This window comes from Kitasatospora cheerisanensis KCTC 2395 (assembly GCF_000696185.1).
GTDB classification, from domain to species: Bacteria; Actinomycetota; Actinomycetes; order Streptomycetales; family Streptomycetaceae; genus Kitasatospora; species Kitasatospora cheerisanensis.
In genome coordinates, this window is record NZ_KK853997.1 from 2,281,492 (window position 1) to 2,306,080 (window position 24,589).

Annotated in this window: 24 protein-coding genes; 12 read left to right on the plus strand and 12 right to left on the minus strand. The window is 72.8% G+C overall.

Annotation, left to right across the window (positions count from 1 at the left end):
* Position 1: 1 nt before the first annotated feature.
* Positions 2–793, plus strand: a complete 792-nt coding sequence (locus KCH_RS10275) for a thiazole synthase (RefSeq protein ID WP_035861725.1) — start codon at positions 2–4, stop codon at positions 791–793.
* A gap of 86 nt (positions 794–879) precedes the next feature.
* Complete coding sequence (gene pknB, locus KCH_RS10280; protein ID WP_051652938.1) at positions 880–2,628, plus strand: Stk1 family PASTA domain-containing Ser/Thr kinase; 1,749 nt, start codon at positions 880–882, stop codon at positions 2,626–2,628.
* Between the two features lie 16 nt (positions 2,629–2,644).
* On the opposite strand, the gene KCH_RS10285 is transcribed toward pknB, so the two are convergent.
* Complete coding sequence (locus tag KCH_RS10285) at positions 2,645–3,274, minus strand: sulfite oxidase-like oxidoreductase (RefSeq protein ID WP_035861728.1); 630 nt, start codon at positions 3,272–3,274, stop codon at positions 2,645–2,647.
* 301 nt (positions 3,275–3,575) lie between these two features.
* On the opposite strand from KCH_RS10285, the gene bfr reads away from it, so the two are divergent.
* Entirely contained in the window at positions 3,576–4,055 is a 480-nt protein-coding gene (gene bfr / locus KCH_RS10290) for a bacterioferritin (protein ID WP_035861732.1), read from the plus strand.
* 6 nt (positions 4,056–4,061) lie between these two features.
* Here the strand turns inward: bfr and KCH_RS10295 are convergent, their stop codons facing one another.
* Positions 4,062–4,295, minus strand: coding sequence for a (2Fe-2S)-binding protein (locus tag KCH_RS10295; protein WP_035861735.1), 234 nt, complete (start codon positions 4,293–4,295; stop codon positions 4,062–4,064).
* Positions 4,296–4,426: 131 nt separating this feature from the next.
* Positions 4,427–5,758, minus strand: a complete 1,332-nt coding sequence (locus tag KCH_RS10300) for a class II 3-deoxy-7-phosphoheptulonate synthase (protein ID WP_035861738.1) — start codon at positions 5,756–5,758, stop codon at positions 4,427–4,429.
* A gap of 297 nt (positions 5,759–6,055) precedes the next feature.
* Here KCH_RS10300 and KCH_RS10305 point away from each other — a divergent pair, with 297 nt between their 5' ends.
* The 5 genes from KCH_RS10305 to KCH_RS10325 all read left to right on the plus strand — a co-directional run bounded on the left by KCH_RS10305 (position 6,056) and on the right by KCH_RS10325 (position 11,175).
* Positions 6,056–7,993 (plus strand): anthranilate synthase family protein, encoded by a 1,938-nt coding sequence (locus KCH_RS10305; RefSeq protein ID WP_051652939.1) that lies wholly within the window; start codon positions 6,056–6,058, stop codon positions 7,991–7,993.
* 99 nt (positions 7,994–8,092) lie between these two features.
* Positions 8,093–8,443: a CU044_2847 family protein gene (locus KCH_RS42430; RefSeq protein WP_167574026.1), complete on the plus strand. Its 351-nt coding sequence runs from the start codon at positions 8,093–8,095 to the stop codon at positions 8,441–8,443.
* A complete protein-coding gene (locus tag KCH_RS10315; RefSeq protein ID WP_035861744.1) occupies positions 8,440–9,327 on the plus strand; it encodes a trypsin-like peptidase domain-containing protein in 888 nt (295 codons plus the stop codon). Before KCH_RS42430 ends, KCH_RS10315 begins: the two co-directional genes overlap by 4 nt.
* Positions 9,328–9,330: 3 nt before the next feature.
* Entirely contained in the window at positions 9,331–10,287 is a 957-nt protein-coding gene (locus tag KCH_RS10320) for a hypothetical protein (protein ID WP_035861747.1), read from the plus strand.
* A 9-nt stretch (positions 10,288–10,296) separates the two neighbouring features.
* Positions 10,297–11,175, plus strand: a complete 879-nt coding sequence (locus KCH_RS10325) for a transporter substrate-binding domain-containing protein (RefSeq protein ID WP_035861750.1) — start codon at positions 10,297–10,299, stop codon at positions 11,173–11,175.
* Here the strand turns inward: KCH_RS10325 and KCH_RS10330 are convergent.
* The 3 genes from KCH_RS10330 to KCH_RS10340 all read right to left on the minus strand — a co-directional run bounded on the left by KCH_RS10330 (position 11,172) and on the right by KCH_RS10340 (position 13,921).
* On the minus strand, positions 11,172–11,840 hold the full coding sequence (locus KCH_RS10330) for a response regulator (protein WP_035861753.1): 669 nt from the start codon (positions 11,838–11,840) through the stop codon (positions 11,172–11,174). The two genes, KCH_RS10325 and KCH_RS10330, sit on opposite strands and share 4 nt — an antisense overlap.
* Positions 11,833–12,939: a MacS family sensor histidine kinase gene (gene macS, locus KCH_RS10335; RefSeq protein WP_157031980.1), complete on the minus strand. Its 1,107-nt coding sequence runs from the start codon at positions 12,937–12,939 to the stop codon at positions 11,833–11,835. Before macS ends, KCH_RS10330 begins: the two co-directional genes overlap by 8 nt.
* Before the next feature lie 109 nt (positions 12,940–13,048).
* On the minus strand, positions 13,049–13,921 hold the full coding sequence (locus KCH_RS10340; RefSeq protein WP_051653923.1) for a lysophospholipid acyltransferase family protein: 873 nt from the start codon (positions 13,919–13,921) through the stop codon (positions 13,049–13,051).
* Between the two features lie 179 nt (positions 13,922–14,100).
* Here KCH_RS10340 and KCH_RS10345 point away from each other — a divergent pair, with 179 nt between their 5' ends.
* Both KCH_RS10345 and KCH_RS10350 read left to right on the plus strand, forming a co-directional pair.
* Positions 14,101–14,880 (plus strand): alpha/beta hydrolase, encoded by a 780-nt coding sequence (locus tag KCH_RS10345; RefSeq protein ID WP_035861756.1) that lies wholly within the window; start codon positions 14,101–14,103, stop codon positions 14,878–14,880.
* A 10-nt stretch (positions 14,881–14,890) separates the two neighbouring features.
* A complete protein-coding gene (locus tag KCH_RS10350; RefSeq protein ID WP_244305267.1) occupies positions 14,891–15,487 on the plus strand; it encodes a hypothetical protein in 597 nt (198 codons plus the stop codon).
* Positions 15,488–15,541: 54 nt separating this feature from the next.
* On the opposite strand, the gene KCH_RS10355 is transcribed toward KCH_RS10350, so the two are convergent.
* The 5 genes from KCH_RS10355 to KCH_RS10375 all read right to left on the minus strand — a co-directional run bounded on the left by KCH_RS10355 (position 15,542) and on the right by KCH_RS10375 (position 19,507).
* Positions 15,542–16,300 (minus strand): endonuclease/exonuclease/phosphatase family protein, encoded by a 759-nt coding sequence (locus KCH_RS10355; RefSeq protein WP_051652940.1) that lies wholly within the window; start codon positions 16,298–16,300, stop codon positions 15,542–15,544.
* A gap of 155 nt (positions 16,301–16,455) precedes the next feature.
* A complete protein-coding gene (locus KCH_RS10360; RefSeq protein WP_035861770.1) occupies positions 16,456–17,397 on the minus strand; it encodes an ROK family glucokinase in 942 nt (313 codons plus the stop codon).
* Positions 17,398–17,595: 198 nt separating this feature from the next.
* Positions 17,596–17,874: a DUF5304 family protein gene (locus KCH_RS45970; RefSeq protein ID WP_035861778.1), complete on the minus strand. Its 279-nt coding sequence runs from the start codon at positions 17,872–17,874 to the stop codon at positions 17,596–17,598.
* Positions 17,874–19,064, minus strand: a complete 1,191-nt coding sequence (locus tag KCH_RS10370; protein WP_035861780.1) for an ArsA family ATPase — start codon at positions 19,062–19,064, stop codon at positions 17,874–17,876. Before KCH_RS10370 ends, KCH_RS45970 begins: the two co-directional genes overlap by 1 nt.
* Positions 19,065–19,072: 8 nt before the next feature.
* Positions 19,073–19,507 (minus strand): SRPBCC family protein, encoded by a 435-nt coding sequence (locus KCH_RS10375; RefSeq protein ID WP_035861781.1) that lies wholly within the window; start codon positions 19,505–19,507, stop codon positions 19,073–19,075.
* A 247-nt stretch (positions 19,508–19,754) separates the two neighbouring features.
* Between KCH_RS10375 and KCH_RS10380 the strand changes: the two genes are divergently transcribed.
* Positions 19,755–21,554 (plus strand): AMP-dependent synthetase/ligase, encoded by a 1,800-nt coding sequence (locus KCH_RS10380; RefSeq protein ID WP_035861782.1) that lies wholly within the window; start codon positions 19,755–19,757, stop codon positions 21,552–21,554.
* Between the two features lie 170 nt (positions 21,555–21,724).
* Here KCH_RS10380 and KCH_RS10385 read toward each other — a convergent pair whose 3' ends face one another.
* The gene (locus KCH_RS10385) at positions 21,725–22,870 is read right to left on the minus strand and encodes a glycosyltransferase family 4 protein (protein WP_035861787.1); all 1,146 of its coding nucleotides are present in this window, start codon (positions 22,868–22,870) and stop codon (positions 21,725–21,727) included.
* 332 nt (positions 22,871–23,202) lie between these two features.
* On the opposite strand from KCH_RS10385, the gene KCH_RS10390 reads away from it, so the two are divergent.
* Complete coding sequence (locus tag KCH_RS10390; RefSeq protein ID WP_244305269.1) at positions 23,203–24,498, plus strand: glycosyltransferase 87 family protein; 1,296 nt, start codon at positions 23,203–23,205, stop codon at positions 24,496–24,498.
* Positions 24,499–24,589 lie beyond the last annotated feature (91 nt).

Consider the following 24,589-nt stretch of genomic DNA (forward strand, 5'->3'; position numbering starts at 1 on the left):
GATGGCCGACGACCTGCTGACCATCGGCGACACCGCGTTCACCTCCCGGCTGATCATGGGCACCGGCGGCGCCCCCAGCCTGGACGTGCTGGAGCAGGCGCTGAAGGTGTCCGGCACCGAGCTGACCACGGTCGCGATGCGCCGGGTGAACACCGCCACCCAGGGCTCGGTGCTGGAGGTGCTGGCCCGCAACGGGATCCGGATCCTGCCGAACACGGCCGGCTGCTACACGGCCGGCGAGGCGGTGCTCACCGCCCGGCTGGCCCGCGAGGCGCTCGGCACCGACTGGGTGAAGCTGGAGGTGATCGCCGACGAGCGCACCCTGCTGCCCGACCCGATCGAACTCCTGGACGCCGCCGAGACCTTGGTCGACGACGGCTTCACGGTGCTGCCGTACACCAACGACGACCCGGTGCTGGCCCGCAAGCTGGAGGACGTCGGCTGCGCGGCGATCATGCCGCTGGGCTCGCCGATCGGCTCCGGGCTGGGCATCCGCAACCCGCACAACTTCCAGCTGATCGTGGAGTCCGCGAACGTCCCGGTGGTGCTGGACGCGGGCGCGGGCACCGCGAGCGACGTCGCGCTGGCGATGGAACTCGGCTGCTCCGCCGTCATGTTGGCGTCTGCCGTGACGCGCGCCCAGGAGCCGGTGCTGATGGCCGACGCGATGCGCCGCGCCGTCGAGGCCGGCCGCCTGGCCCACCGGGCGGGCCGGATCCCGCGCCGCTACTACGCCGAGGCGTCCTCCCCCACCGAGGGCCTCGCCGACACCCGCGAGCGCCCGGCCTTCTGACGGGGCGCGCACCCGGCAGGTGACCGAATCGAAAGCGGACCCTGCCGGGCGTGCGGGGCTGCGGCCCCTAGACTCCTGGGGTGGACATGACCCTGAACGATCCCCTGCTCGGTGTGCTGCTCGACGGGCGCTACCGGGTCGAGCAGCGGATCGCCGTGGGCGGCATGTCGACCGTCTACCGCGGCACCGACACCCGGCTGGACCGTACCGTCGCGCTGAAGGTGATGCACCCTTCGCTGGCGGGCGACGCCGACTTCACGGCGCGGTTCATCCGCGAGGCGAAGGCGGTGGCCCGGCTCGCGCACCCGAACGTGGTCAACGTGCTGGACCAGGGCGCGGATCCGCGCGCGGTGTTCATGGCGATGGAGTTCGTTCCCGGCCGCACCCTGCGCGAGCTGCTGCGCGACCGCGGCGCGCTCTCGGTGCGGGCCGCCCTGGACGTGCTGGAGCCGGTGCTCGCGGCGCTCGGCGCGGCGCACCGGGCGGGTCTGGTGCACCGGGACGTGAAGCCGGAGAACGTGCTGATCACCGACAACGGGCTGGTGAAGGTCGCGGACTTCGGCCTGGTCCGGGTGATGGGCGCCGCCGACTCGACCGCCACCGCCGCCACCGAGGCGGGCCAACTGCTGGGCACCGTCTCGTACCTGGCGCCGGAGCAGATCAGCCAGGACGCGCCCACCGACCAGCGGGTGGACGTCTACGCGGCGGGCATCCTGCTCTACGAGATGCTCACCGGCAGCCGCCCGCACACCGGCGAGAACGCCGCCCAGGTGATGTACCGCCACCTGCACGAGGACGTCCCCGCCCCGTCCCGCACCGCCCCCGCGGTGGGCCCGGAGCTGGACGCGATCGTGGCCGCGGCCACCGCCCGCGACCCGCAGGCCCGGCCGTGGGACGCGGTGGAGCTGCTGGCCGCGGTGCAGCGGGTCCGCCGCTCACTGCCGGCCGCGCAGCTGGACGCGGAGCCGCCGGCGTCCGGCCGGCCGACCCCGCAGTACGGCCCGGGCGAGGCGACCGCGGTGATCAGCGCGCCGCCCGGCCTGGAGCGCACCAGCGTGCTGGAGGTCCCGCCGGACCTGCTGCCGCCGGTCCGGCCGGTGAACGACGAGGCCCGGCCGAGCCGCCGGGCCGGGCGCCGCGGCGGGCGCCCCGCCCGCGGCCGCGGCCGCCTGCCGCTGATCTGGTCGGCGGTGGGCCTGGCCGTGGTGCTGCTGGTCGGCGGGGTGACGTACGCGCTGTCCAGCGCGGTGTACGCGACGGTGCCGAGCGTGCTGGGGCAGAACCAGCAGCAGGCCGCGGCGGTCCTGGACAAGCAGGGCCTGCACGGCTCGTTCAGCCAGCAGTTCAGCGAGTCGGTGCAGGCCGGGCAGGTCATCTCCACGGACCCGGGGGTGGGCGCGCGGGTGCGCAAGAGCGACGCCGTGAAGGTGGTCGTCTCGCGCGGCCCCGAGCGGCTGCCGGTACCGGACCTGACGAACCGTCCGGTGGCGGAGGCGAGCAAGGCGCTGGCCGACGCCCGGCTGACGGCGGGCACCACCACCGAGCAGTTCAGCGACACGGTGCCGAAGGGCGCGGTGATCTCCACCGACCCGGCCGCCGGGACGGCGCTGGCCCCGAACTCGCCGGTGGCGCTGACCGTCTCCAAGGGCATGCGCCCGGTGCCGGACGTCTCCGGACTGTCCAAGGAGGACGCGTCGAAGGCGCTGGAGGAGGCCGGGTTCGTCCCGCAGATCGCCGGCCTGCTGCCGCTCGGCAAGGTGACCGGGCAGTCGCCGTCGGCGGGGACGCCGCGCCCGCAGGGGTCGACGGTGACGATCACCGTCAGCCTGTTCTGACGCCCCGTCGGGCCGCTCAGCGCAGCGGCCCGTCGCCTTCCTGCTCCTGGTAGGAGTAGCGCTGCTCCTGCCAGGGGTCGGCGCGGTTGTGGTAGCCGCGCTCCTCCCAGAAGCCGCGCCGGTCGGCCCGCATGTACTCGACGGCGCGCACCCACTTGGGGCCCTTCCAGGCGTACAGGTGCGGCACCACCAGGCGGACCGGGAAGCCGTGTTCGAGGGTGAGCGGCTGCCCGTCGTGGTGGGTGGCGAACACCGTCGACGGGTCGGCGAAGTCGTCGAGCCGCAGGTTGGCGCTGTAGCCGTACTCGGCCCACACCATGACGTGGGTGACGCCCGGGTCGGGCGGGGCGAGGTCGAGGACCGTCCGGGCGGCGACGCCGCACCACTCGTTGCCGAGCATCGAGAACTTGGTGACGCAGTGGAAGTCGGCGCGGACGGTGGCCTTCGGCAGGGCGTGGAAGGCGGCGAAGTCCCAACTGGTCTTCTCCGCGTCGGCGGTCGCCCCGAACACCTGGAAATCCCAGCTGTCCGGCTTGAACCGGGGCACCGGCCCGTAGTGCAGAACGGGCCAGCCGCGCTGCCGGCGCTGGCCCGGCGGGAGCCTCGGGTCAGACGGCGGCGGCTGTTCCGGTTGGTGCTGACCCATGGCTCCATGGTGACAGACGGCGGTCCGCGAACTGCGCGCGCCCCCACCGCGCGCCCCTGCGGGGAATGCCTTCCGGCGGAGGGGGGCAACACGACGCAAATCCGCGCAGGCGTTCGGGGCAGATACCCCCGAACGGCCCAATCCCGGCCGCATCGCCGCAGGTCAGCGATTTGCCGCCGAAACGGAAATGTCGATCTCCGGGCCCCCGGTAAGCGTGAACTTACTGGAACTGCGCCCCCGGCGGCTGCCACCATGCGGGCAACCGGGCACCGCCCGGAACTACCCGTCAGGAAGGCAGGCCATGCAGGGCGATCCCGAGGTCATCGAGTTCCTCAACGAGCAGCTGACCGCCGAGCTGACCGCGATCAACCAGTACTTCCTGCACGCGAAGATGCAGGAGAACAACGGCTGGACGAAGCTCGCGAAGTACACCCGGCACGAGTCCTTCGACGAGATGAAGCACGCCGAGACGCTGACCGACCGGATCCTGTTCCTGGAGGGCCTGCCGAACTACCAGCGGCTGTTCCACGTCCGGATCGGGCAGACCGTCAAGGAGATGTTCGAGGCCGACCGGCAGATCGAGGTGGAGGCGATCGACCGCCTCAAGCGCGGAATCGTGGTGATGCGCGCCAAGAACGACGTCACCTCGGCGAACATCTTCGAGGACATCCTCGCCGACGAGGAGCACCACATCGACTACCTCGACACCCAGCTGGAACTGCTCGACAAGCTCGGCGAGGCGCTCTACATCGCGCAGCTGATCGAACAGCCGGAGAGCTGACCCGGGTCAGGCGGCCTGCGGGGCGGACGGTTCGGCCAGGCCCAGCTTCTGGGCCAGCCGGGCGGTGGGGCAGGGGCGGGCGCCGTGCTCGCCGAGCAGCGCCTGGATGCGCCGCACGCAGGAACCGCAGTCGGTGCCGGCCTTGCAGCCCCGGGCTATCTGGCGCGGGGTGGTGGCGCCCTCGTCGATCTTCTGCTTGACCTGGGCCTCGGTGACCGCATGGCACATGCACACGTACATGTGCGGCCCCTTCCACCATCGACACTGTTTGCTGAGCCTTACCTTACCTGGTGCTCCGGGCACGAAGAAGGCCCCTCCGCCTCGGATCACCCGAGAGCGGAGGGGCCTTCGTCACACCGGCCGCGCCGGGACTACTGGTTGCGGTACATCTCGGCGACCAGGAACGCCAGGTCCAGCGACTGGCTGCGGTTGAGCCGCGGGTCGCAGGCCGTCTCGTAGCGCTGGTGCAGGTCGTCGACCAGCACCTCGTCGCCGCCGCCGACGCACTCGGTGACGTCGTCGCCGGTCAGCTCCACGTGGATGCCGCCCGGGTGGGTGCCGAGCGCGCGGTGCACCTCGAAGAAGCCCTTGACCTCGTCGAGCACGTCGTCGAAGTTGCGGGTCTTGTGGCCGCTGGAGGCCTCGAAGGTGTTGCCGTGCATCGGGTCGGTGATCCACACCACCTGGGCGCCGGACGCGGTGACCTTCTCCACCAGGGTGGGCAGGTGGTCGCGGATCTTGCCCGCGCCCATCCGGGTGATGAAGGTGAGCCGGCCGGGCTCGCGCTCCGGGTCCAGCCGGTCGATCAGGGTGAGCGCGTCGTCGACCGTGGTGGTCGGGCCGAGCTTCACGCCGATCGGGTTGCGGATCTTCGACGCGAACTCGATGTGCGCGTGGTCCAGCTGACGGGTGCGCTCGCCGATCCACACCATGTGGCCGGAGACGTCGTACAGGTCGCCGGTGCGCGAGTCGGTGCGGGTCAGCGCCGTCTCGTAGTCCAGGATCAGCGCTTCGTGCGAGGAGAAGAACTCGACCGTCTTGAACTCCTCCGGGGCCACCCCGCAGGCGTTCATGAAGGCCAGCGCCTGGTCGATCTCCCGGGCCAGCTGCTCGTAGCGCTGACCGGCCGGGGAGTTGCGCACGAAGTCCTGGTTCCAGGCGTGCACCTGGCGCAGGTCGGCGTAGCCGCCGGTGGTGAAGGCGCGCACCAGGTTCAGCGTCGAGGCGGAGGCGTTGTACATCCGCTTCAGGCGCTCGGGGTCGGGGATCCGCGACTCGGGGGTGAACTCGAAGCCGTTCACCGAGTCGCCGCGGTACACCGGCAGCGTCACGCCGTCCCGGGTCTCGGTGTTCTTCGAGCGCGGCTTGGAGTACTGGCCGGCGATCCGGCCGACCTTCACCACCGGCACGGACGCGGCGTAGGTGAGCACCGCGGCCATCTGGAGCAGGGTCTTGAGCTTGTTGCGGATCTGGTCGGCCGACACGGCGTCGAACGCCTCGGCGCAGTCACCGCCCTGCAGCAGGAACGCCTCACCACGCGCGACGGCGCCGAGCCGGGCGCGCAGCTGGTCGCACTCGCCGGCGAAGACGAGCGGCGGATAGGAGGCGAGCTCCGCAAGGGTCTTGCGCAGAGCCTCTTGGTCCGGCCATTCAGGCTGCTGCGCCGCGGGCAGGGACTGCCAGGAGTGGTTAGTCACGGTCACAGGGGCAAGGCTACGGGGTCGTTCAACCGGATTGGGGACGCCGCCCGGTGGGTGAGACAGGTCGTGGACATCCCCCCGGGCCGCCGCCCGGTGGGCTAAGGTCTGCTCCATGACCGCGTCGCACACCTTCTCCTGGTGGTGGGCCAGCCCGTTGGGCGGCCCACGGATCGCGCGTCCCTAGAGACCGATCGACGGCCGCCCTTCGGGGCGGCCGTCGGCGTCTGTGTCCAGCGTCACGGCCTTCCCGGAGGGCGGCGGCAGAGCCCGCAGCCAATCCCCGGAAGGAACCCCGCAGTCGTGACCACCACCGCAGCCGACCTGCTCGCCCGGCTCACCGCGCCCGGCGCCCCCGCCTTCGCCCTGCTGCACCGCCGCGCGCCCCGGCTCGCGCCGGACACCGTCGAGCTGCTGCTCGGCACCGTCTCCGAGCACGACACGCTCGCCGAACTCCCGGTCCGGCACGGCGTCCCCGCCGACGGCCCGCGGCACGACCTGCTGGCCCTGGTCCCGTACGCCCAGCTGCGCGAGCGCGGCTTCGCGGCCCGCCAGGACGGCACCCCGCTGCGCGCGCTGGCCGTCGAGGAGCAGTACGCGCTGCCGCTGGCCGAGGTGCTGGCCGCGCTGCCGGACGCCCCGGTCGAGCTGAGCGGCGGCGGCTTCGACCTCGGCGACGAGGAGTACGCCGGGATCGTCCGCGCCGTCATCGAGGACGAGATCGGGCGCGGCGAGGGCGCCAACTTCGTGATCCGGCGCGACTTCCGGGCCGCCCTGGACGGCTTCTCCACCGCCACCGCGCTCACCCTGTTCCGCCGCCTGCTGGAGCACGAGCGCGGCGCGTACTGGACGTTCCTGGTGCACACCGGCGACCGGGTGCTGGTCGGCGCCTCCCCCGAGGTCCACGTCCGGCAGTCCGGCGGCACCGTGGTGATGAACCCGATCTCCGGCACCTACCGCTACCCGTCGACCGGGCCCACCGCCGAATCCCTCCTCGAATTCCTGCGCGACCCGAAGGAGTTGGAGGAGCTCACCATGGTGGTCGACGAGGAGCTCAAGATGATGTGCGCGGTCGGCGACCTCGGCGGGCAGGTGCTCGGGCCGCGCCTGAAGGAGATGTCGCACCTCGCGCACACCGAGTACGAACTGCGCGGCCGCACCTCGCTGGACGTCCGCGAGGTGCTGCGGGAGACCATGTTCGCCGCGACCGTCACCGGCAGCCCCGTGCAGAACGCCACCCGGGTCATCGACCGGTACGAGCGCGGCGGGCGCGGCTACTACTCGGGCGCGCTGGCGCTGATCGGCCGCTCCGCCAGCGGCGGCCAGCAGCTGGACTCGCCGATCTGCATCCGGACCGCCGACATCGACCCCGCCGACGGCTCGCTCGTCGTCCGGGTCGGCGCCACCCTGGTCCGGCACTCCGACCCGTACTCGGAGGTCGCCGAGACGCACGCCAAGGCCGCCGGCGTGCTCGCCGCGATCGGCGCCCGCCCGGGCCGGCCCGCGAAGGCCGCCGGCGCCCGGCCCCGACTCGCCGAGGACCACCGGGTGCAGGCCGCGCTCGACTCCCGCCGGGCCGGGCTCGCCCCGTTCTGGCTGCGGATGCAGCAGCCCGCGCTGCCCCGCGAGGGCGCCGAGGCGCTGGTGGTCGACGGCGAGGACACCTTCACCGCGATGCTCGCCCACCTGCTGCGCTCGCTCGGGCACACCGTCACCGTGCTCCGCCACGACACCCCGGGGCTGCGCGAGCGGGCCGCCGCCCACCCCGGCCCGCTGGTGCTCGGCCCCGGCCCCGGCGACCCCGCCGACCCGGCCGACCCGAAGATGGCCCTGCTGCGCCCGATCGTCGCGGACGCCCTGGCCGCGGCCCGGGACGGCTCCCGGACCGCCCCGCTGCTCGCCGTCTGCCTCAGCCACCAGCTGCTGTCCGCGCAGCTCGGCCTGCCGCTGGCCCGCAAGGCGGTGCCCTACCAGGGCGCCCAGGAGGCCGTCGACCTGTTCGGCGCCCGCCGCACCGTCGGCTTCTACAACACCTTCACCGCCCGCTGCGACGAGGCCGCGGCCGGCCGGCTGGCCGCCGAGGGCGTCGAGGTGGCCCGCGACCCGCGCACCGGCGACGTGCACGCGCTGCGCGGGCCGGGCTTCGCGGGCGTCCAGTTCCACCCCGAGTCGGTGCTCACCAGGGACGGCGTGCAGATCGTCGCCGAGCTGCTGCGCACCGTCCCGGCCGTGCGCCGCTGACCCGTCCGCCCCACCCGTCACGAACCCTGAAAACCTCTAGTACGAGGCAGAGTTGACTGATATTCATATCCTGCTTCGCGAGCGGGCATGGAGGGGGACATGGCGCATTCAGCAGAGCACGACACGGTGGAGATCGTCCTCGACGACGGGACCGTCCTGCACGCGGCCGTCCGCGCGGGCTCCCAGCCGACGGCCGGGGACGCGGGGGCGGTCTCCCGGGCGGTGACGCACAGCCTGGGCGACGTGCGGCGGACCGTCCGCGCGGTGGGCCGGTGGGCCCGGGAGACCGCGCGGGAGGCCGGCGACCCGGACTCCTTCGAGGTGGAGTTCGGACTCACCCTGGGAGTGAAATCCGGCCAGTTGATCAGCGTGCTGGCGGAGGCGTCCGGCGAGGCGAGCCTGGTGGTCCGGCTGGGCTGGTCGCGCCCGGACGACCGCCCCGCCGAGTGACGGCGCACGACGCACCGGCCGCCGCGCTCTGGCTGGCGGGCCCCGACGGGGAGTTCCTCGGCAGCGGCTTCCACCTCGGCGCGGGCCGGGTGATCAGCTGCGCCCACGTGGTGGCCGGCCGGCCGACGCTCACCGCCCGCCACGCCGGCGCCGCGCACCCGGCCCGGGTGGTGCTGCTCGCCCCGCCCGAACGCCCACCCGGCGCGGCCGTCCACCCGCCGCCGGACCTGGCGGTCCTCGACGTCCCCGGCCTGGCGGGCGCACCCTCGGTGCCGCTCGCCGACCGCGACGTCCCGAACGGCGCCGCCGCGCTGGCCCACGGCTTCGCGGTGAACGAACTGACCAACGAGGTCGGCCCGGAGTCCGCCCGGCTCACCGTGGCTGGCCCCTCCGGGCTCGGCCTGCGGGTCCAACTCGGCTCGATCCCCTTCGGGTTGAGCGGCAGCATGGCGATCGACGACAACGGCCGGGTGATCGGCGTGGTGAAGGCCACCGCGCACACCTCCGAGACCAGGGGCGGCTGGATCACCCCGCTCTCCGACCTGCTCCCCCTGCTCGGCGCCCGGCCACCCGCCCCGCCCCGCAAGGTCACCGCCCAGGCCTGCGCCCGACTCCTCGCCGAGATCCCGCTGCTCCAGGACCCACCCGCCCGACTCGAACTGATCCAGTCCGTGAACGAGCAACTCGGCCCCGGCGCGGGGATCAAGGTGCCCTACCACGGGCATGCATTCCTGCACCTGAGCAGCATCGCCGCCGCCTGCCTGAACCACAGCAGCCCGGACGAGGCACTGCCGGCGCTGCTGACCTCGACGCACGCGCTGTGCGGACCGCACCGGTCCCTGGACGAACTCGGAGCACTGCTGCGCATCGACCTGGAGGAGTGACGCATGGACCGCTGCACCACGGAGACCCGCAACCTGCTGCAGCGCATCCTGTCGGGCTGGCACGAGCTGGCCCCGCTGCTGTCCCACCTGGAGCAGCACCTGGCCGAGAACACCGGCTACGTCGTCCAGGTCCAGCCCGCCAACCTGTCGCTGTCCGCCGACCGGATCGCCAAGTACCTGGCCGAGGACCACCCCCAGCCGGGCGCCGCGATCAGCCACCTGCACGACTGGCTGACCCACGTGATGGGCCCCCAGCAACGCGGCGACTGGGTCGGCTTCCTCGCCCGCGTCCAGGGCGGCCGCGGGTTGACGATGCATCAGCGCGCCGACTTCGTCGTGATCGCCGACATCCTGTGCTTCCCGCCCGTCCCCCCGACCCGGGCCAGCGCCAAACACCTCCGCGACCTCGCATCCAGCGCCCTGACCAGCGGCAGCATCGACCGGCTCACCGAAGAACTGTCCCTACTGGAACCGCAGTTGGCCCAGCAGGCCCGGAAGGCGATGGAACGCTCGCGCACCCGCGTCGCCTACCGGATCTCCACCCGGCACCGGACCGCACTCGCGGTCGGAGCCACGTTGCTCGCCACCGCGGGCGTGGTGACGGCCGTGGCGCTGCCCCACGGCCCGCCCCCGCTGCCCGACCAGGCGGTGAAGTGGTCGCCGGCCGATGTGCAGCCGGGCGACGGGTCCTCGGCCGAGGTGAACGTCCCGGCCGAGGCGAACCGTCTGGTCGCGCACATCCAACTGACGGACAAGGACCCCGATCTCGGCAGCTGCCCCGGCATGAAGATCGCCCTCTCCGCCGAACCGGGCGGAAGCACCGGCTGGCAGGCCCCGGACAAGCCGCTGTCGGTCACCGTCCCGCCCGGCCACTCCGGACTGCGGATCACCCTGCGCCTGCAAGCTCCAACCGGTTGCGAGCAGCACATAGACACCCAGCGCGTCGAGTTCGAGCGATAGGAGGTACCCGTGCACGCACCGCGCCCCGTCCGCCTGGCGGCCTGTCTGCTTCTGCTGGCCACCGCTGCGTTCGGCTGTTCCGACGACAGCAAGCCGGATCCGTTCGACAGCGATCCGATCAAGATCGGCTTCAAGGACGGCCGTCCGGGCATGTCCGTCCTCACCAGCAAGGGCAACTACGACGGCTTCGAGCCGCACGTGGCGCAGAAGGTGGTGCAAGGTCTGCTGCACCGCGACTTCACCTCGCTGCCGGTGACCACGGCGAACTGGAAGGGCGCCCTCCTCGACGGCAAGACCAACCACAACAAGGTCGACCTGGTGATCGCCGACATCTCCGAACGGGAGGACCTGAAGAAGGACTTCGACCTGGCCGGCCCTTACCTTCAAACCCCGCTCGGCGTCCTGCTGAAGGCCTCGGACACCCGCGAGATCAACAAGGCCGAGGACCTCCGTCCGCTCGCCGTCTGCGCGCAGGAGGACACCACCGCCTACAACACCCTGGTGCAGAACGGCGGCCGGCCCCCCGTCACCGGAACCGACCTCAACGCCTGCATGGAGCGGCTCAACGACGGCACCGCCGATGCCGTGCTCGCCGACTACGTGGTCCTGCAGGGCATCGCGATCAACTCCGGCACCGGCACCCAGCACACCTACCGGGTCGCCCGGAAAGCCCGGATCGGCAAGCCGCAGTACCTGATGATGATGCTGCCCAAGGGACATCAGAAGGCCTGCGAGCTGCTCCGCCAGGCGATCGCCGACTACCTCGAGGACACCGACTGGACAACCACCTTGAAGGAGGACCTCGGGCTCGACGACTTCACCAACGAGGAGATCCGGGACACCTTCCGCCCCGTCACCACCTCGGTCGGCGACCGCTGCTCGGCCTAGCTCAGTTCCTCGTCCAGCCCCTGCTCGATCGCGTACCGCACCAGCTCGACCCGGTTGTGGAGTTGGAGCTTGCCCAGGGTGTTCTGCACGTGGTTCTGCACGGTGCGGTGCGAGAGCACCAGACGGTCGGCGATCTGACGGTACGACAGGCCCTTGGCGACCAGGCGCAGGACCTCGGTCTCCCGGGGGGTGAGTTGCGGGGCGGCCGGCTGCGCCGGGGTGCCGGGTTCGGTGGCGAGGCGGCGGAACTCGCCGAGCACCAGGCCGGCCAGGCCGGGGGTGAAGACCGGGTCGCCGACCGCGGTGCGGCGTACCGCGTCGATCAGCTCCTCGCGGCCGGCGGACTTCACCAGGTAGCCGGTCGCCCCGGACTTCACCGCCTCCAGCACGTCGGCGTGCTCGCCGCTCGCGGAGAGCACCAGCACCCGCACGGCCGGGTCGGCGGCCACCACCTGGCGGCACACCTCGACGCCGGGCAGCGCGGGCAGGTTGAGGTCCAGCACCACGACCTGCGGCGTGCTGGCCCGGGCGCGCCGGACCGCCTCCTCGCCGTCCCCGGCGGTCGCAACCACCGCGAACCCGGCCTCGGCCAGGTCCCGGGCCACGCCCTCGCGCCACATCGGGTGGTCGTCCACCACCATCACGCGCACCGGCTGATCAGTCATCGCCACCCCTCCGCGGCCACCGCAGTTCCACTTCGACGCCCTGGCCGGGCACCGAGTACAGCTCGGCGCTGCCGCCGAGGTCCAGCATCCGGCCGCGGATCGACTGCGCGACGCCGAGCCGGCCGTCGCGCTGCGCCTGCGCCAGCCGTTCGGGCGGGAAGCCGGGGCCGTCGTCGCGGACCGAGACGGTGACGGCCTCCGGCTCGTCCTCGACCAGGATCCAGGCCCGTGCGCCGTCGCCCGCGTGCACCCGGACGTTGTCGAGCGCGGCGGCCACCGCGGCGGACAGTTCGGCGGCCACCGGCGCGGGCAGCACCACCGGCGTGGCAGGTGCGGCGACGGTGATCCGCTCGTCCGCGTGCCGGGAGATCAGCGGGCGCAGGTCGGCCTCGCCGTCGGCGCGTTCGGGGAGTTGGGCGCCCGTCATCAGGGCGCGCAGCGCCCGTTCCTGTTCCCCCGCCAGCCGGCCGAGCTCGGCGGCGTCGCCCTGTTGACGGTGCACCAGGGCGAGCACCTGGAGGACGCCGTCGTGGATGTCCCGGGAGAGCCGTTCGCGTTCCCGGGTGGCGGCCTCCACCTGGAGGGCGCGGGTGAGCACGGCCTCGCTGGCGCGGGCGAGTTCGATGACGTAGCCGATCGCGCAGCCGGCGACCAGCAGCAGCACGATGTTGTGCAGGTTGTCGGGGCTGATCCCGCCGTGGCCGAGGATGTTGGCGGCGCCGATCACCGCCCCGGCGAACGCGGCGGGCCGCCAGCCGCCCTTGCCGGCGAAGCCCAGCACGGTGCCCGCCGCCCAGATGGTGGGCAGCGTCGGGGCGCCGGCGTGGACCCGGGCGGGGGTGTCGATGAAGCCGCTCATCACGATGCCGAACACGGCGAACAGCAGGTCGGTGCCGAGCACCGGCCAGGTGCACCGCTTCGGGCCGGCGAAGGCCCGGGTGCTGGCCAGCGTCCACAGCGTCAGCGCGCCCAGGTAGATCCAGCCGGACACCGGGTGCAGGAACTCCCGGTACGCGGTGAAGAACCGCAGCACCGCGTAGCCCAGCGCCAGCACCCGGAAGTACCCCATGGCGCGCCACAGCGGCAGTTCCACCGACATCCCGCCGGCCATCACGGCCGCGGCCGGCCCCGACGGGACCGGCCTGCCGCCCCCGGGCTGCGCCGGGACGGGTCTGTGCTCCTGCACTGCAAGCCCCCCTGACGGCCGGTCAGGCCCCGGTGTCCTTCTCCTGCTCGGCTGCCTTCTCGGCCTGCTCGGACTTCTCCGCGGCGGCCTTCTCCTGCGCGGCCTGCTCGGCGGCGGCGGCCTTCTCCTCCGCGGCAGCGGCCTTCTCCTCCGCGGCCTGCTCGGCGGCGGCGGCCTTCTCGGCCTTCTGCTGCGCCTTGCGGTCCGCGTCGGCGGCCTTCTTCTCCTCGGAGAGCTGGCGCTTGGCGGCGGTCGCGTAGATGTCCACGTACTCCTGGCCGGACAGCCGCATGATCTCGTACATCACCTCGTCGGTGACCGAGCGCAGGATGAACCGGTCGTTCTCCATGCCCTGGTAGCGGGAGAAGTCCAGCGGACGGCCGATCCGGATGCCGGGGCGGACGCCGAAGTTGGGGATCACCTGGCCGGGCGGCTGCACCTTCTCGGTGTCGATCATCGCGACCGGGATCACCGGAGCGCCGGTGGCCAGCGCGACCCGGGCCAGGCCGCCGACCTTGCCGCGGTACAGCTTGCCGTCGGGCGAGCGGGTGCCCTCGGGGTAGACGCCGAACACCTCGCCGCGCTCGATCACCGCGATGCCGCTGCGGATCGCCGCCTCGCCGGCGCCGCGGGCGCCCGAGCGGTCCACCGGCAGCTGGCCGACGCCCTTGAAGAACGCGGCGGTCAGCCGGCCCTTGATGCCGGGCGTGGTGAAGTACTCGGCCTTCGCGATGAACGTCACCCGCCGCTTGAGCAGCGCGGGTAGGAAGAACGAGTCCGAGAAGGACAGGTGGTTGCTGGCGAGGATGGCCGGACCTTCGTCCGGAATGTTCTCCTCGCCCTCCATCCACGGCCGGAAGAAGATCCGCAGCAGCGGCGCGACGATCATCTTCATCAGTCGGTAGAACAACCGGGGCCTCCTGTTGTGCGGACCGGACGATCCTAATGCTTGCGCCCGCGCGCCCGTGCACCGGCGATCCGTCCGGCCCGGCTCCGGGCCTCTGTACGGGGCTTCCCGCCCGTGGGACGATCGAGCCACCCTCACCCTGCCCCGCACTTCCAGGAGTCCTGCCGATGCCGCTGCTGCCGGGAGCCGAGCCGTACCGCCACGACGGCGGTCCGGTCGGCGTGCTGCTCGTCCACGGTTTCACCGGTTCCCCGCAGTCCATGCGCCCGTGGGCCGAACACCTGGCCGCCGCCGGGCTCTCCGTCTCCGCTCCGCTGCTGCCCGGCCACGGCACCCGCTGGCAGGACCTCCAGCCGACCCGCTGGGAGGACTGGTACGCGACCGCGGACGCCGCCCTCGCCGAACTGGCCGACCGCTGCGAGCAGGTGTTCGTCTGCGCGCTGTCGATGGGTTCCTCGCTCGCCCTCAAGCTGGCCGAGCGGCACGGCGACCGGATCTCCGGACTGGTGCTCGTCAACCCGTCGGTGCGCTCCGACAACCCCGCGACGGTACTCCTTCCGGTGCTCCGCCACCTGGTGCCCTCGCTGCCCGGGGTCGCCGGGGACATCGCGCTGCCCGGCGCGGTCGAGGTCGGCTACGACCGGGTTCCGCTGCACGCCGCCTGGTCACTGGCCCGGCTGTGGAAGAGCGTCCAGGCGGGAATGCCCGCCGTCACCCAACCCGTTCTGCTGTTGCACAGTCCGCAGGACCACGTGGTCTCGCCGAGCAACTCGGCGATGGTGCTCGCCCGGATATCCTCGACCGATGTGACGGAGCTGCTGCTCGACCGCAGCTTCCACGTGGCCACGCTGGACCACGACGCCGGTCTGATCTTCGAGGCGAGCCTCGACTTCGTCCGGCGGCTGGCCCCGGCAGCGGCGGTCGATGCCGGGAACCACTCGGGCTGAAAGGCCGATAGTGAACGAGACCAGCAAGGCGAACGACGACGAGGACCTGCCCCGCGACGACCCGAAGGCGGCCGAGTCCGCCGAAGAAGCCGCGCCCGAGCCCGCCCCGCGGCGTCCCGCCGCCGGCAGCCAGGCCGAGCAGGACGCGATCTTCGCCGCGCTGGTCGCCCAGTTCGACGAGCCGGTGGACGCCACCGACCCGGTCTGGCCGGACGCGGAGAACGTCCCCGAGCGCCCCGTCCGGCGGCCGAGCGCGCCCACCGGCCCCACCGGCCTCGGCGACTTCACGCCCCGCCCGGTCCCCCGCCCCGCCGCCGGCGGCCCGCGCGACTACTCCGTCGCGGAGGACGAGGACGAGGACCACTTCGTCCCGCCGGAGCCCCCGCCGCTGCCGCAGGCCGACACCACCGCCAAGTTCGCCTGGCTGGCCGTCCTCGGCGGGCCCGCGCTGCTGCTGTTCGACGCGGTGGTCTGGCGCGAGGTCTCCGGCTGGCCCGCCTGGGTCGGCGTCATCGCCTTCCTCGGCGGCTTCGGCACCCTGGTCTCCCGCATGAAGGACCGCGACGACGACGAGCCCGAGGACCCCAACGGCGGCGCCGTCGTCTGACGCCCGCGCCGCGCACCGGGGCTGACGACCGCTCGGCCCGGCCCGGCCCGGCCGTCAGGGCGCGGGCACCCGCAGCGCCGCCAGTACCGGCAGGTGGTCCGTCGCCGCCCGCAGGTCCTCCGCCGAGACGCCCGGCAGCGGGTACGGCACCCCGCAGCCCAGCACGTCGATGTCCGGCGTGGCGAACACCCCGTCGATCCGCTGGTACGGCAGCGCCGGCACCGAGGTCAGCGTCCCGCCCCACGGCGCCTTCGCGTGAGCGTCCGTCAGCTCCTCCGCGAACGCCCGCCAACCCGGGCCCTCCGGTGGCTCGTTGAAGTCCCCGGCCACCACCGAGGGCTCCCCCGGCCGCAGGTGACGCCGCAACAGCTCGAACTGCCGCAGCCGCTCCTCGGGTTGGAGACTCAGGTGGCAGCTCGTCACCGAGAACGGGCGCGACCCGCCGATCCGCAGCAGCGCACTCGCGAACCCGCGCGCGTGCAGCCCCCGGGTCTTCGGCAGCAGCACGTCCCGCAGCTCCACCACGTCCACCCGCAGCTTGCCGAGCAGCAGCGGCCCCGCCGCGACCCGGCCGCCGCCGGCCAGGATCACCATCCCGGTCCGGTGCGCGAGCCACGCCGCGGCCTTCTCGCTCTTCCAGTACCGCGGCGACTCCTGCACACACACCACGTCCGGATCGCACGCCCGGATCACCCGAGCCACCGCCGCCCGGTCGTCGCGCAACGACCGCACGTTGTAACTCATCACCCGCACCCGCCGCGCGCCGTCCGGCTCCACCCCGGACGACGCCAACGCAACATCAGTGTCCGTCACCTGACAGACAGTAACAGGACGGGAACCAGGAGGGCAGGGCTGTTCCGGCGGCACGTGGAACTGCCCGGAACGGAGCGCACCCGCCCGGCAGGATCGCGCCGCGCACCATGACGTGCACGTGTCCGCGACCCGACCGGGCGGGTGCCCCGGGAGAACTAGCTGCGCGCCAGGTCCGCCGCCCCGGCGATCCCCGCCGCCGAGCCCATCGACGCCAGCACCACGTTGGCCCGCGGTCGGGCCGGACCCCCCGTCAGGTACTTCCCGAACGCGGCCGTGACCGGGTCGAGCAGCAGCCGGCCGGAGTCCGAGACGCCGCCGCCGAGGACGAAGACCGCCGGGTCGAAGAGCGCGGCGAGGTCGGCCATGCCGCGGCCGAGCCAGTCGGCGATCTCCGCGTAGCAGGAGAGGGCCAGCGGGTCGCCCTCCTCCGCGGCCTGGGTGATGTGGATGCCGCGGATGGTCTCGGCGACGCCGTCGTTGAGTTCGAGCATGCGCTTGCCGGCGATCGGGTCGGCGGCGGCCTTCTCGCGGCCGTAGCGCCGCAGCGAGCGCCCGGAGCCGTACTGCTCCCAGCAGCCGTGGCCGCCGCAGCCGCAGAGCAGGCCGTCCGGGACCATGTTGAGGTGGCCGATCTCGCCGGCCACGCCGAACCGTCCGCGGTGCAGGCGGCCGTCGAGGACGATGCCGCCGCCGATGCCGGTGCCGACGGTGATCAGGACCATGTCCTCGTACTCGGCGGCGGCGCCGAACCGGAACTCGGCCCAGGCGGCGCAGTTGGCGTCGTTCTCGACCACGGTAGGCAGGCCGGTGAGCTCCTCGACGCGCTGCTTGAGCGGCTCGTTCTCCCAGGCGATGTTGGGCGCCATCAGGACGGTGGAGCGGTCCCGGCTGACGAAGCCGGGCGCGCCGACGCCGACGGCGGCGACGTCGGAGTACTGCTCCTTCAACTCCCGTACGCCCTGGGCGATGGCGTCGACCGCCCACTGGGGGTCGGCCGGGGTGGGCACCCGGGTCTTGGCCAGAATCTCGCCGGACTCGTCGACCACGCCTGCTGCGATCTTGGTACCGCCGACGTCCACGCCGATGGTCAGAGCCATGTGTCCCTCAGCTATTCACTCGTTCCCGCTCAGCGGGAAACGGTACCGGCTGAGGGGTGCCCACGTACACAGTCCGGCCTACATTATCCGAAGGCATTTCCCGGCGAACTTGGCCGCATGCATTCAGAAGTCATACCAACTGTCCCGTTCGGTGATGGCTCGAAACCATAACGTGACAATGGCGAACCACCGGCTTAACTACTTGTCGGAGGCCTCTTCGGCCCCGTCGAGGTCCACCCGCTCGGTCTCGGCGTGTTGGGGCGCCGACCAGCGCTGTTCGTGCCCAGCCACCGCGGCCCGGTACGCGGCCAGCAACTCCCCGCCGGCGGCGGCCAGGTGGCCGTACACCTCGGGGTTGGACTCGCGCAGCCGGCCACCGATCTCGACGGCCTTGCCGCCGAGTGCGGTCGCGAACTTCCGCACCTCTTCCACCAGCGGCGCGAAGTCGCCCGTCCCGCCCGGCTGTTCCGTACCCATCACACGCTCCCGTCGGTCGGATTCCACTGCCCGCGCGGCCACAGCGCCGGGTCGGGGGTGAACCGCACCGACAGCGTCCCGTCGGCCAGGCCGGCCCCGCTGACCGTGCAACGGCGCAGCGCGGACGGGAGTGCCACGACCCGCCGGTAGCTTCCGGCGCCGAGGACCAGTTCGTCGCCGCGGCGCAGCAGTTCGAGGTCCTCGCGGTCGGCGCCGGGCAGCGGCAGATGCCATATCAGCAGGTTCTCGGCGGCCAGCCGGTCCTCGGTCCACGGCTCGCCGGACGCGGGGACGCCGGGGGCGCCGGCCCGGTAGAGCTGCTCGGCGAGCGCCTCCAGGCTGCCGTCGGGCTGCCGGGCGGTCAGCAGCGGGACGTCCAACTGTGCGGCCAGGTCGTTGAGTTGCTCGCGCTGCCGGGCGGCGGTGCGGGCCAGCCACGGGTCCGCGGAGTCGACCGCGGCGGCGGGGTGCGCGCCGTGCGCGACCACCGCGTCCAGCGGCAGGCCGTGCAGGGCGAGTCCGGCCCGGATCCGGGCGAGCGCGCGCGGCGCGGGGCGGGCGGCGTCCAGCACCAGGCGGACGGTGGTGCCGGGCGCGGTGATCGCGGCGGCGGCCTCGGCCAGCGCGGCGGACGCGGCGGTCCGGGCCTCGAACAGCTTGTCGGTGGGCATCGGGACGCCCGCCAGCCCGGCCAGCAGCGGGCGCAGCGCGCGGGCGGCCTGGCGCTGTTCGGGCAGCAACCGGGCCAGGTAGCGCTCCAGTTGGGCGGGCAGCGCCAGGGTGGCGATCAGTTCGGCGGGCGCCGGGGCGGCGACCACCAGCACCTCGGCGTCGGCCCGGGACAGCGCGCGCAGCAGGGCGAGGGCGCGGGTGCCGGGCAGCGGGGTGAGTTCCTCGGGGTCGAGCGGCTGGGCGCCGATCAGGTCGAGCGCGGGGGCGAGCCGGTCGCGGTAGCCGTCCAGCGCGGCGCGGAACGCGGCCTGCTCGTCGATCCGGACGGCGGCCAGGCACCGTTCCAGTCCGACGGGTTCGTGGCCGAGCCGGACGCCGAGCAGGTCGTCGACGGCCCGGTGCGGGTCGTCGGCGGCCAGCAGCAGGGTCTCGCTGCCCTGCCGGGCGTGGTGCAGGGCGGTGGCGGCGGCGATCCTGGCGGACTCCGGGCCGCTGATCAGTACGGTGCGGGTGGCCACGGGCCCGGTCAGCCCTCGACGCGCTTCTTCAGGCCGGCCAGCGCCCGGTCGATGATGACCTTCTCCGCCTTGCGCTTGATCATGCCGAGCATCGGGATCTTGACGTCCACGGCCAGCTGGTAGGTGACCTCGGTGCGGCCCTGGCCCGCGGGGGCGAGCCGGTAGGAGCCGTCCAGGGCGCGCAGCATCTGGCTCTTGACCAGGGTCCAGCTGACCTCGCGGTCGCCGTCCCAGGTGTAGGCGAGCACGTGCTCGTCGCGGATCGCGCCGGCGTCCAGCAGCAGGCGCACCTCGGCGGCGCGGCCGTCCGGTCCGGTCTGCAGGACCTCGATCTCCTTCAGTTCGTCGGTCCACTCCGGGTAACCGGCGAAATCGGCGATCACCGCCATCACCTCGGCCGGGGTGGCGTCGATGACAATGCTCGACCTGGTGTGCTCCGCCATTGCGGCCTCCGCGATCTCCCTGTGCTGCTGTACGCCCAGCAGAGGCTATCGCGGGCGGGACCGCGCGCTTCCCGCGCGGGCACCTACCGGCGGGTCACCTGTGGACTGCCGTAGGGTTCCCTTCGGTCCATCCCACGTCCGACCTGCGATGTGACGATTGGAACAACGAGGCCGACCCCCCTGGTCGAACTCACCTACCCAGCAGTAACGTCCAGTCGTCCCGCAGCGTCGCAGACGAGGAGCAGTCTTGCTCGAGGAGTTCAGCCTTCCGGCCCGCTACCAGGTCCCGAGTGAGGGCAACCTCGCCGACCTGGTCCACCAGAACGCGGAGCGGCACCCGGGCGTCGCTGTGCTCAGCCGCAAGGCGGACGGGCAGTGGCAGGACCTCACCGCCGCCCAGTTCCTCGCCGAGGTGCACGCCGCCGCCAAGGGCCTGATCGCCGCCGGCGTCGGCCCCGGCGACCGGGTCGCCGTGATGTCCCGCACCCGCTACGAGTGGACGCTGCTCGACTTCGCGATCTGGACCGCCGGCGCGATCACCGTCCCGGTCTACGAGACCTCCTCCGCCGAGCAGGTGCAGTGGATCCTCGGCGACTCCGGCGCGCTCGTCGTGATCACCGAGACCGACCAGCACGCCGCCGTGGTCGCCGGGGTCCGCGAGGCGCTGCCCGAGCTCAAGCACACCTGGCAGATCGAGCGCGACGGCATCGCCGCGCTGGTCCGCGGCGGCCAGGACGTCGCCGACCAGGTGATCGCCGAGCGCCGCGTGATCGCGAACGCCGACTCGATCGCCACCATCGTCTACACTTCCGGCACCACCGGCCGCCCCAAGGGCTGTCAGCTCACCCACGGCAACTTCCTCGCCGAACTGGGCAACGTCACCGCCCGGATGCCCGAGCTGTTCGTCACCGGCGAGTCCTCGGTGCTGCTGTTCCTGCCGCTGGCCCACGTGCTCGGCCGGATCGCCGAGATCGCCGCGGCCATCGCCCCGGTCAAGCTCGGCCACGTCTCCGACATCCGGAACGTCACCGAGGAGCTCGGCTCCTTCAAACCGACGCTGATCCTCGGCGTCCCCAGGGTCTTCGAGAAGGTCTACAACACCGCCCGCGCCAAGGCCCAGGCCGACGGCAAGGGCAAGATCTTCGACCGCGCCGCCGACACCGCCGTCGCCTACAGCCGCGCCCTCGACGCCGGCGGCCCCTCGCTCGGCCTGCGGATCAAGCACGCGATCTTCGACAAGCTGGTCTACGTCAAGCTGCGCAACGCGCTCGGCGGCCGCTGCAAGACCGCCATCTCCGGCGGTGCCCCGCTCGGCGAGCGGCTCGGCCACTTCTACCGCGGCATCGGCTTCTCCGTCCTGGAGGGCTACGGCCTCACCGAGTCCTGCGCCGCCACCACCTTCAACCCCAACGTCCGGCCCAAGATCGGCACCGTCGGCCAGCCGCTGCCCGGCTCCTCGGTCCGGATCGCCGAGGACGGCGAGGTCCAGCTCAAGGGCCCGCAGATCTTCACCGGCTACTGGAACAACCCCACGGCCACCGCCGAGGCCCTCCAGGACGGCTGGTTCTCCACCGGCGACCTCGGCTCCCTCGACGCCGACGGCTACCTGACCATCACCGGCCGCAAGAAGGAGATCATCGTCACCGCCGGCGGCAAGAACGTCGCCCCCGCCGTGATCGAGGACCGCATCCGCGCCCACGCCCTGGTCGGCGAGGTCATGGTGGTCGGCGACCGCAAGCCCTTCATCGCCTGCCTGATCACCGTCGACGACGAGTTCTTCCCCCGCTGGAAGGCCCTCAACAACAAGCCCGCCGACGCGACCGTCGCCGACCTCCGCGAGGACCCAGACCTCCTCGCCGCCCTCCAGGCCGCCGTCGACGACGGCAACCAGGCCGTCTCCCACGCCGAGGCCGTCAAGAAGTTCCGCCTCCTCACCACCACCTTCACCGAGGCCAGCGGCCACCTCACCCCGTCCCTCAAGCTCAAGCGCAACGTCGTCCTCAAGGACTACGCGGCCGACATCGAGGCCCTCTACACGAAGAAGTAGGGGCGCACCGCCAGAGAGGCACCGCCAGAGAGCGCACCCACAGGGGCGCGTGGGGGCACCTCCCAGCCCGCCAGGGCTGGGGGAGAACTGCGCGAAGGGGAACGCAGCTGTCAGCAAGATCGCGGCACGGGCCATGACCTGCACGTGCTCGCGACCTTGCTGACGGCCACTCAGTTCGCACCCTCCAGCAACCCCGTGAGCCGCTCCGCCAGCATGTCCCAACGCCAGGCGTCGTGGACCCACTTGCGTCCGGCCTCCCCCATCTCCCGTCGCAGGTCCGCGTCCCCCAGGAGTCGCACCAGCCGCTCCGCCAGGACGCTCTCCCCGCCCTTCCCGGGCACCACGTACCCCGTCTCACCCTCCCGTACGGCGTCCGGCGCGCCCCCGGAGTCCCCGGCGACGACCGGCAGCCCGGTCGCCGAGGCTTCCAGGTAGACGATCCCGAGGCCCTCGACGTCCAGCCCGCCCCGCCGGGTGCGGCACGGCATCGCGAAGACGTCCCCGGCCCCGTAGTGCGCCGGGAGCTCCTCCCACGGCACCGCGCCGGTGAAGACCACCGAGGACCGCACCCCGACCGAGTCCACGAGCTTCTCCAGCTCGCCGCGGTACGGCCCGCCGCCGACGATCAGCAGCACCGTCTCGGGCTGCGCCGCGAGCACCCGCGGGAGGGCCCGGATCAGGGTGTCCTGCCCCTTCCGGGGGACGAGCCGGGAGACGCACACCACCACCGGCCGCTCGGAGAGCCCGAGCCGGGCCCGGACGGCGTCCCCGCCGGAGTCCGGCCGGAAGGTCGACTCGTCGACGCCGGGCGGCAGTTGGACCATCCGCGCGGCGGCTCGCGGGCCGACCGCCTTCGCGATCCGCGAGCGGGTGTACTCGCCGAGGTAGGTGAGGACGTCCGTGTTGCCGCCGATCCGCCGCAGCAGCTGCGCGGAGACCGGGAGTTGGGCCCACGCGGCCTCGTGCCCGTGGGTCATGCCGAGCAGCCGCTCGGCGCCGGCCCGGCGCAGCGTGGGGGCCATCAGGCCGAGCGGGGCGGCGGCCCCGAACCAGACGGAGGTGCACTTCTCGGCGCGCAGGATCTCGACGGCCCGCCGGGTGATCCGGGTGGTGGGCAGCATCATCTTCGTACGGTCGCGGACGACCGGGAAGGGTTGTGCGGCGTCGAACTCCGCGACCTCCCGGCCGTCGCGCCAGGTGGAGGCGTACACCACGACCGACCCGGCGGGCTGCCGGACGGCCATGTTGTGGACGAACGCCTGGATGCCGCCTGGCCTGGGCGGAAAGTCGTTGGTGACGATGAGGGTTCTGTTCATGTGCCGCGGCTCGCTCGGTCAGGGGGTGCTCGGAGTACCTGTGAGTGGTCCGTACGATAGGTCACCGTGCCCGTCCGCCGGGAACGCGGCCCGCACCCGTCGACGACGGCGCGGCGGGACCGTCGCAGGACCGGAAGGTTCGGACACGGTTCGGAGAAGTTTGAGGACACCGCCGCAACCGATGCGATGTGCTGGTGGTCCTTACCGGTACCCCCGGCGCGCGTGCCAGGTACCGGTACGACGCGACGACCCGAAGGAGCGTAGTGGAGTCAGCCCAGGCCGAACGGCCCGGCAGTTCGGAGCCCCCGGCGCTGTCTGCCTCGTCCGGTTCCGTGCCGAGCCGTCGTCCGCTGTGGGCCCTGGCGGCCGGCTGGACGGTCTCCCGGACACTGCTCGTGCTGGTCGTCACCGGCGTGCTGCGGATCGCCAGCACGGACGTGACGGCGGACGTCTCGGTGATCTACCACAGCTGGTACGAGGTGCTGCGCACCGGCACGTTCCCGCTGGACGACGTGACCTGGCAGTACCCGCCGGGCGCGGCGCTGGTGATCCTGCTGCCGGGCCTGCTGCCCTGGTCGTACCTGGTGTCGTTCTTCGTGGTCTGCGTCGTGGTGGACGCCGCGGCGATGGGCCTGCTGATGCGCGCGGGCGTCCGGAAGGGCCGCAGCTACCTGGGCGCCTGGTACTGGGTGGTGGGCGTGCCGCTGCTCGGGCCGACGGTGTACTGCCGGTACGACATCATCGTGACGGCGCTGGCGGTCGCGGGTCTGCTGGTGGCGCTGCGGCGGCCGGTGCTGAGCGGCGTTCTGCTGGGCCTGGGCGGCCTGTTGAAGATCTGGCCGCTGCTGGCGCTGATCGGCACCCCGCGCGGCCGCCGCACCCGGCGGGCGTGGACCTCGGCGGCGGCGTTCGCGGCGGCGCTGGGCTTCCTGCTGACGGCGGGCATGAACGGGGCGTTCGAGTTCCTGAAGTTCCAGTCGGAGCGCGGGATCGAGATCGAGTCGCTGGGCGCGCTGCCGCTGCACTTCGCGAAGCTGGCGGGGTCGTGGAACGGCACCGTGACGATGAACTACGGCTCGGTGGAGTTCCTCGGCCCGTGGGTGCCGGTGATCTCCAAGGTGATGGTCGGCATGACGGTGGCCGGTTTCGGCTGGCTGCTGATCTGGCGCCTGCGGGCGGCCCGTTGGACCTCGGCGACCACCTTCGACGCGGCGCTGTGCGCCCTGCTGATCTTCACGGCGACCAGCCGGGTGATCAGCCCGCAGTACATGATCTGGCTGGTCGGCCTGGCGGCGGTGTGCCTGACGGTGCGCGGCAGCAGCCAGCGTCCGGTGGCGGTGCTGGTGCTGGCCGCCACGGTGCTGACCACCTTCGAGTTCCCGGTGATGTTCGGCATGGTGAACCGCAGCGAGCTGCCCGGCGTGCTGGTGCTGACGGCCCGCAACCTGGTGCTGCTGGCGGCCACGGTGCTGTCGGCGTACCGGCTGTGGCGCTCCACCCGGCGGCGCGAGGCGCTGACCACGGTGGTGCTGCCGGCCGGGCAGCTCGTCCCGCAGTACCCGGTGCGGCCGGGCATCGCCTACGAGCAGGACCTGCTGGACGACCTCAGCCCGGCGGACCGCGCCTGACCCTCCGCCGCCCGTCCCCGCACCCCTCGACTGTCCTGCAAGTTTCTGAAAGAGCTTGCAGGGCAGTGCTTTTCGCTGCCACCATCGCCGG

Excerpts from the sequence above, each read along its gene's own strand:
- KCH_RS10320 (WP_035861747.1), top strand. The coding sequence starts at position 9,331 with ATGGACCGCTGCACCACGGAGACCCGCAACCTGCTGCAGCGCATCCTG.
- KCH_RS10360 (WP_035861770.1), bottom strand. The coding sequence starts at position 17,397 with ATGGCTCTGACCATCGGCGTGGACGTCGGCGGTACCAAGATCGCAGCA.
- KCH_RS10275 (WP_035861725.1), top strand. The coding sequence starts at position 2 with ATGGCCGACGACCTGCTGACCATCGGCGACACCGCGTTCACCTCCCGG.
- KCH_RS10330 (WP_035861753.1), bottom strand. The coding sequence starts at position 11,840 with ATGACTGATCAGCCGGTGCGCGTGATGGTGGTGGACGACCACCCGATG.
- KCH_RS10340 (WP_051653923.1), bottom strand. The coding sequence starts at position 13,921 with ATGAAGATGATCGTCGCGCCGCTGCTGCGGATCTTCTTCCGGCCGTGG.
- KCH_RS10375 (WP_035861781.1), bottom strand. The coding sequence starts at position 19,507 with ATGGCGGAGCACACCAGGTCGAGCATTGTCATCGACGCCACCCCGGCC.
- macS (WP_157031980.1), bottom strand. The coding sequence starts at position 12,939 with ATGTCGGTGGAACTGCCGCTGTGGCGCGCCATGGGGTACTTCCGGGTG.
- KCH_RS10295 (WP_035861735.1), bottom strand. The coding sequence starts at position 4,295 with ATGTACGTGTGCATGTGCCATGCGGTCACCGAGGCCCAGGTCAAGCAG.
- KCH_RS45970 (WP_035861778.1), bottom strand. The coding sequence starts at position 17,874 with ATGGGTACGGAACAGCCGGGCGGGACGGGCGACTTCGCGCCGCTGGTG.
- KCH_RS10345 (WP_035861756.1), top strand. The coding sequence starts at position 14,101 with ATGCCGCTGCTGCCGGGAGCCGAGCCGTACCGCCACGACGGCGGTCCG.
- KCH_RS42430 (WP_167574026.1), top strand. The coding sequence starts at position 8,093 with ATGGCGCATTCAGCAGAGCACGACACGGTGGAGATCGTCCTCGACGAC.
- KCH_RS10385 (WP_035861787.1), bottom strand. The coding sequence starts at position 22,870 with ATGAACAGAACCCTCATCGTCACCAACGACTTTCCGCCCAGGCCAGGC.
- KCH_RS10285 (WP_035861728.1), bottom strand. The coding sequence starts at position 3,274 with ATGGGTCAGCACCAACCGGAACAGCCGCCGCCGTCTGACCCGAGGCTC.
- bfr (WP_035861732.1), top strand. The coding sequence starts at position 3,576 with ATGCAGGGCGATCCCGAGGTCATCGAGTTCCTCAACGAGCAGCTGACC.
- pknB (WP_051652938.1), top strand. The coding sequence starts at position 880 with ATGACCCTGAACGATCCCCTGCTCGGTGTGCTGCTCGACGGGCGCTAC.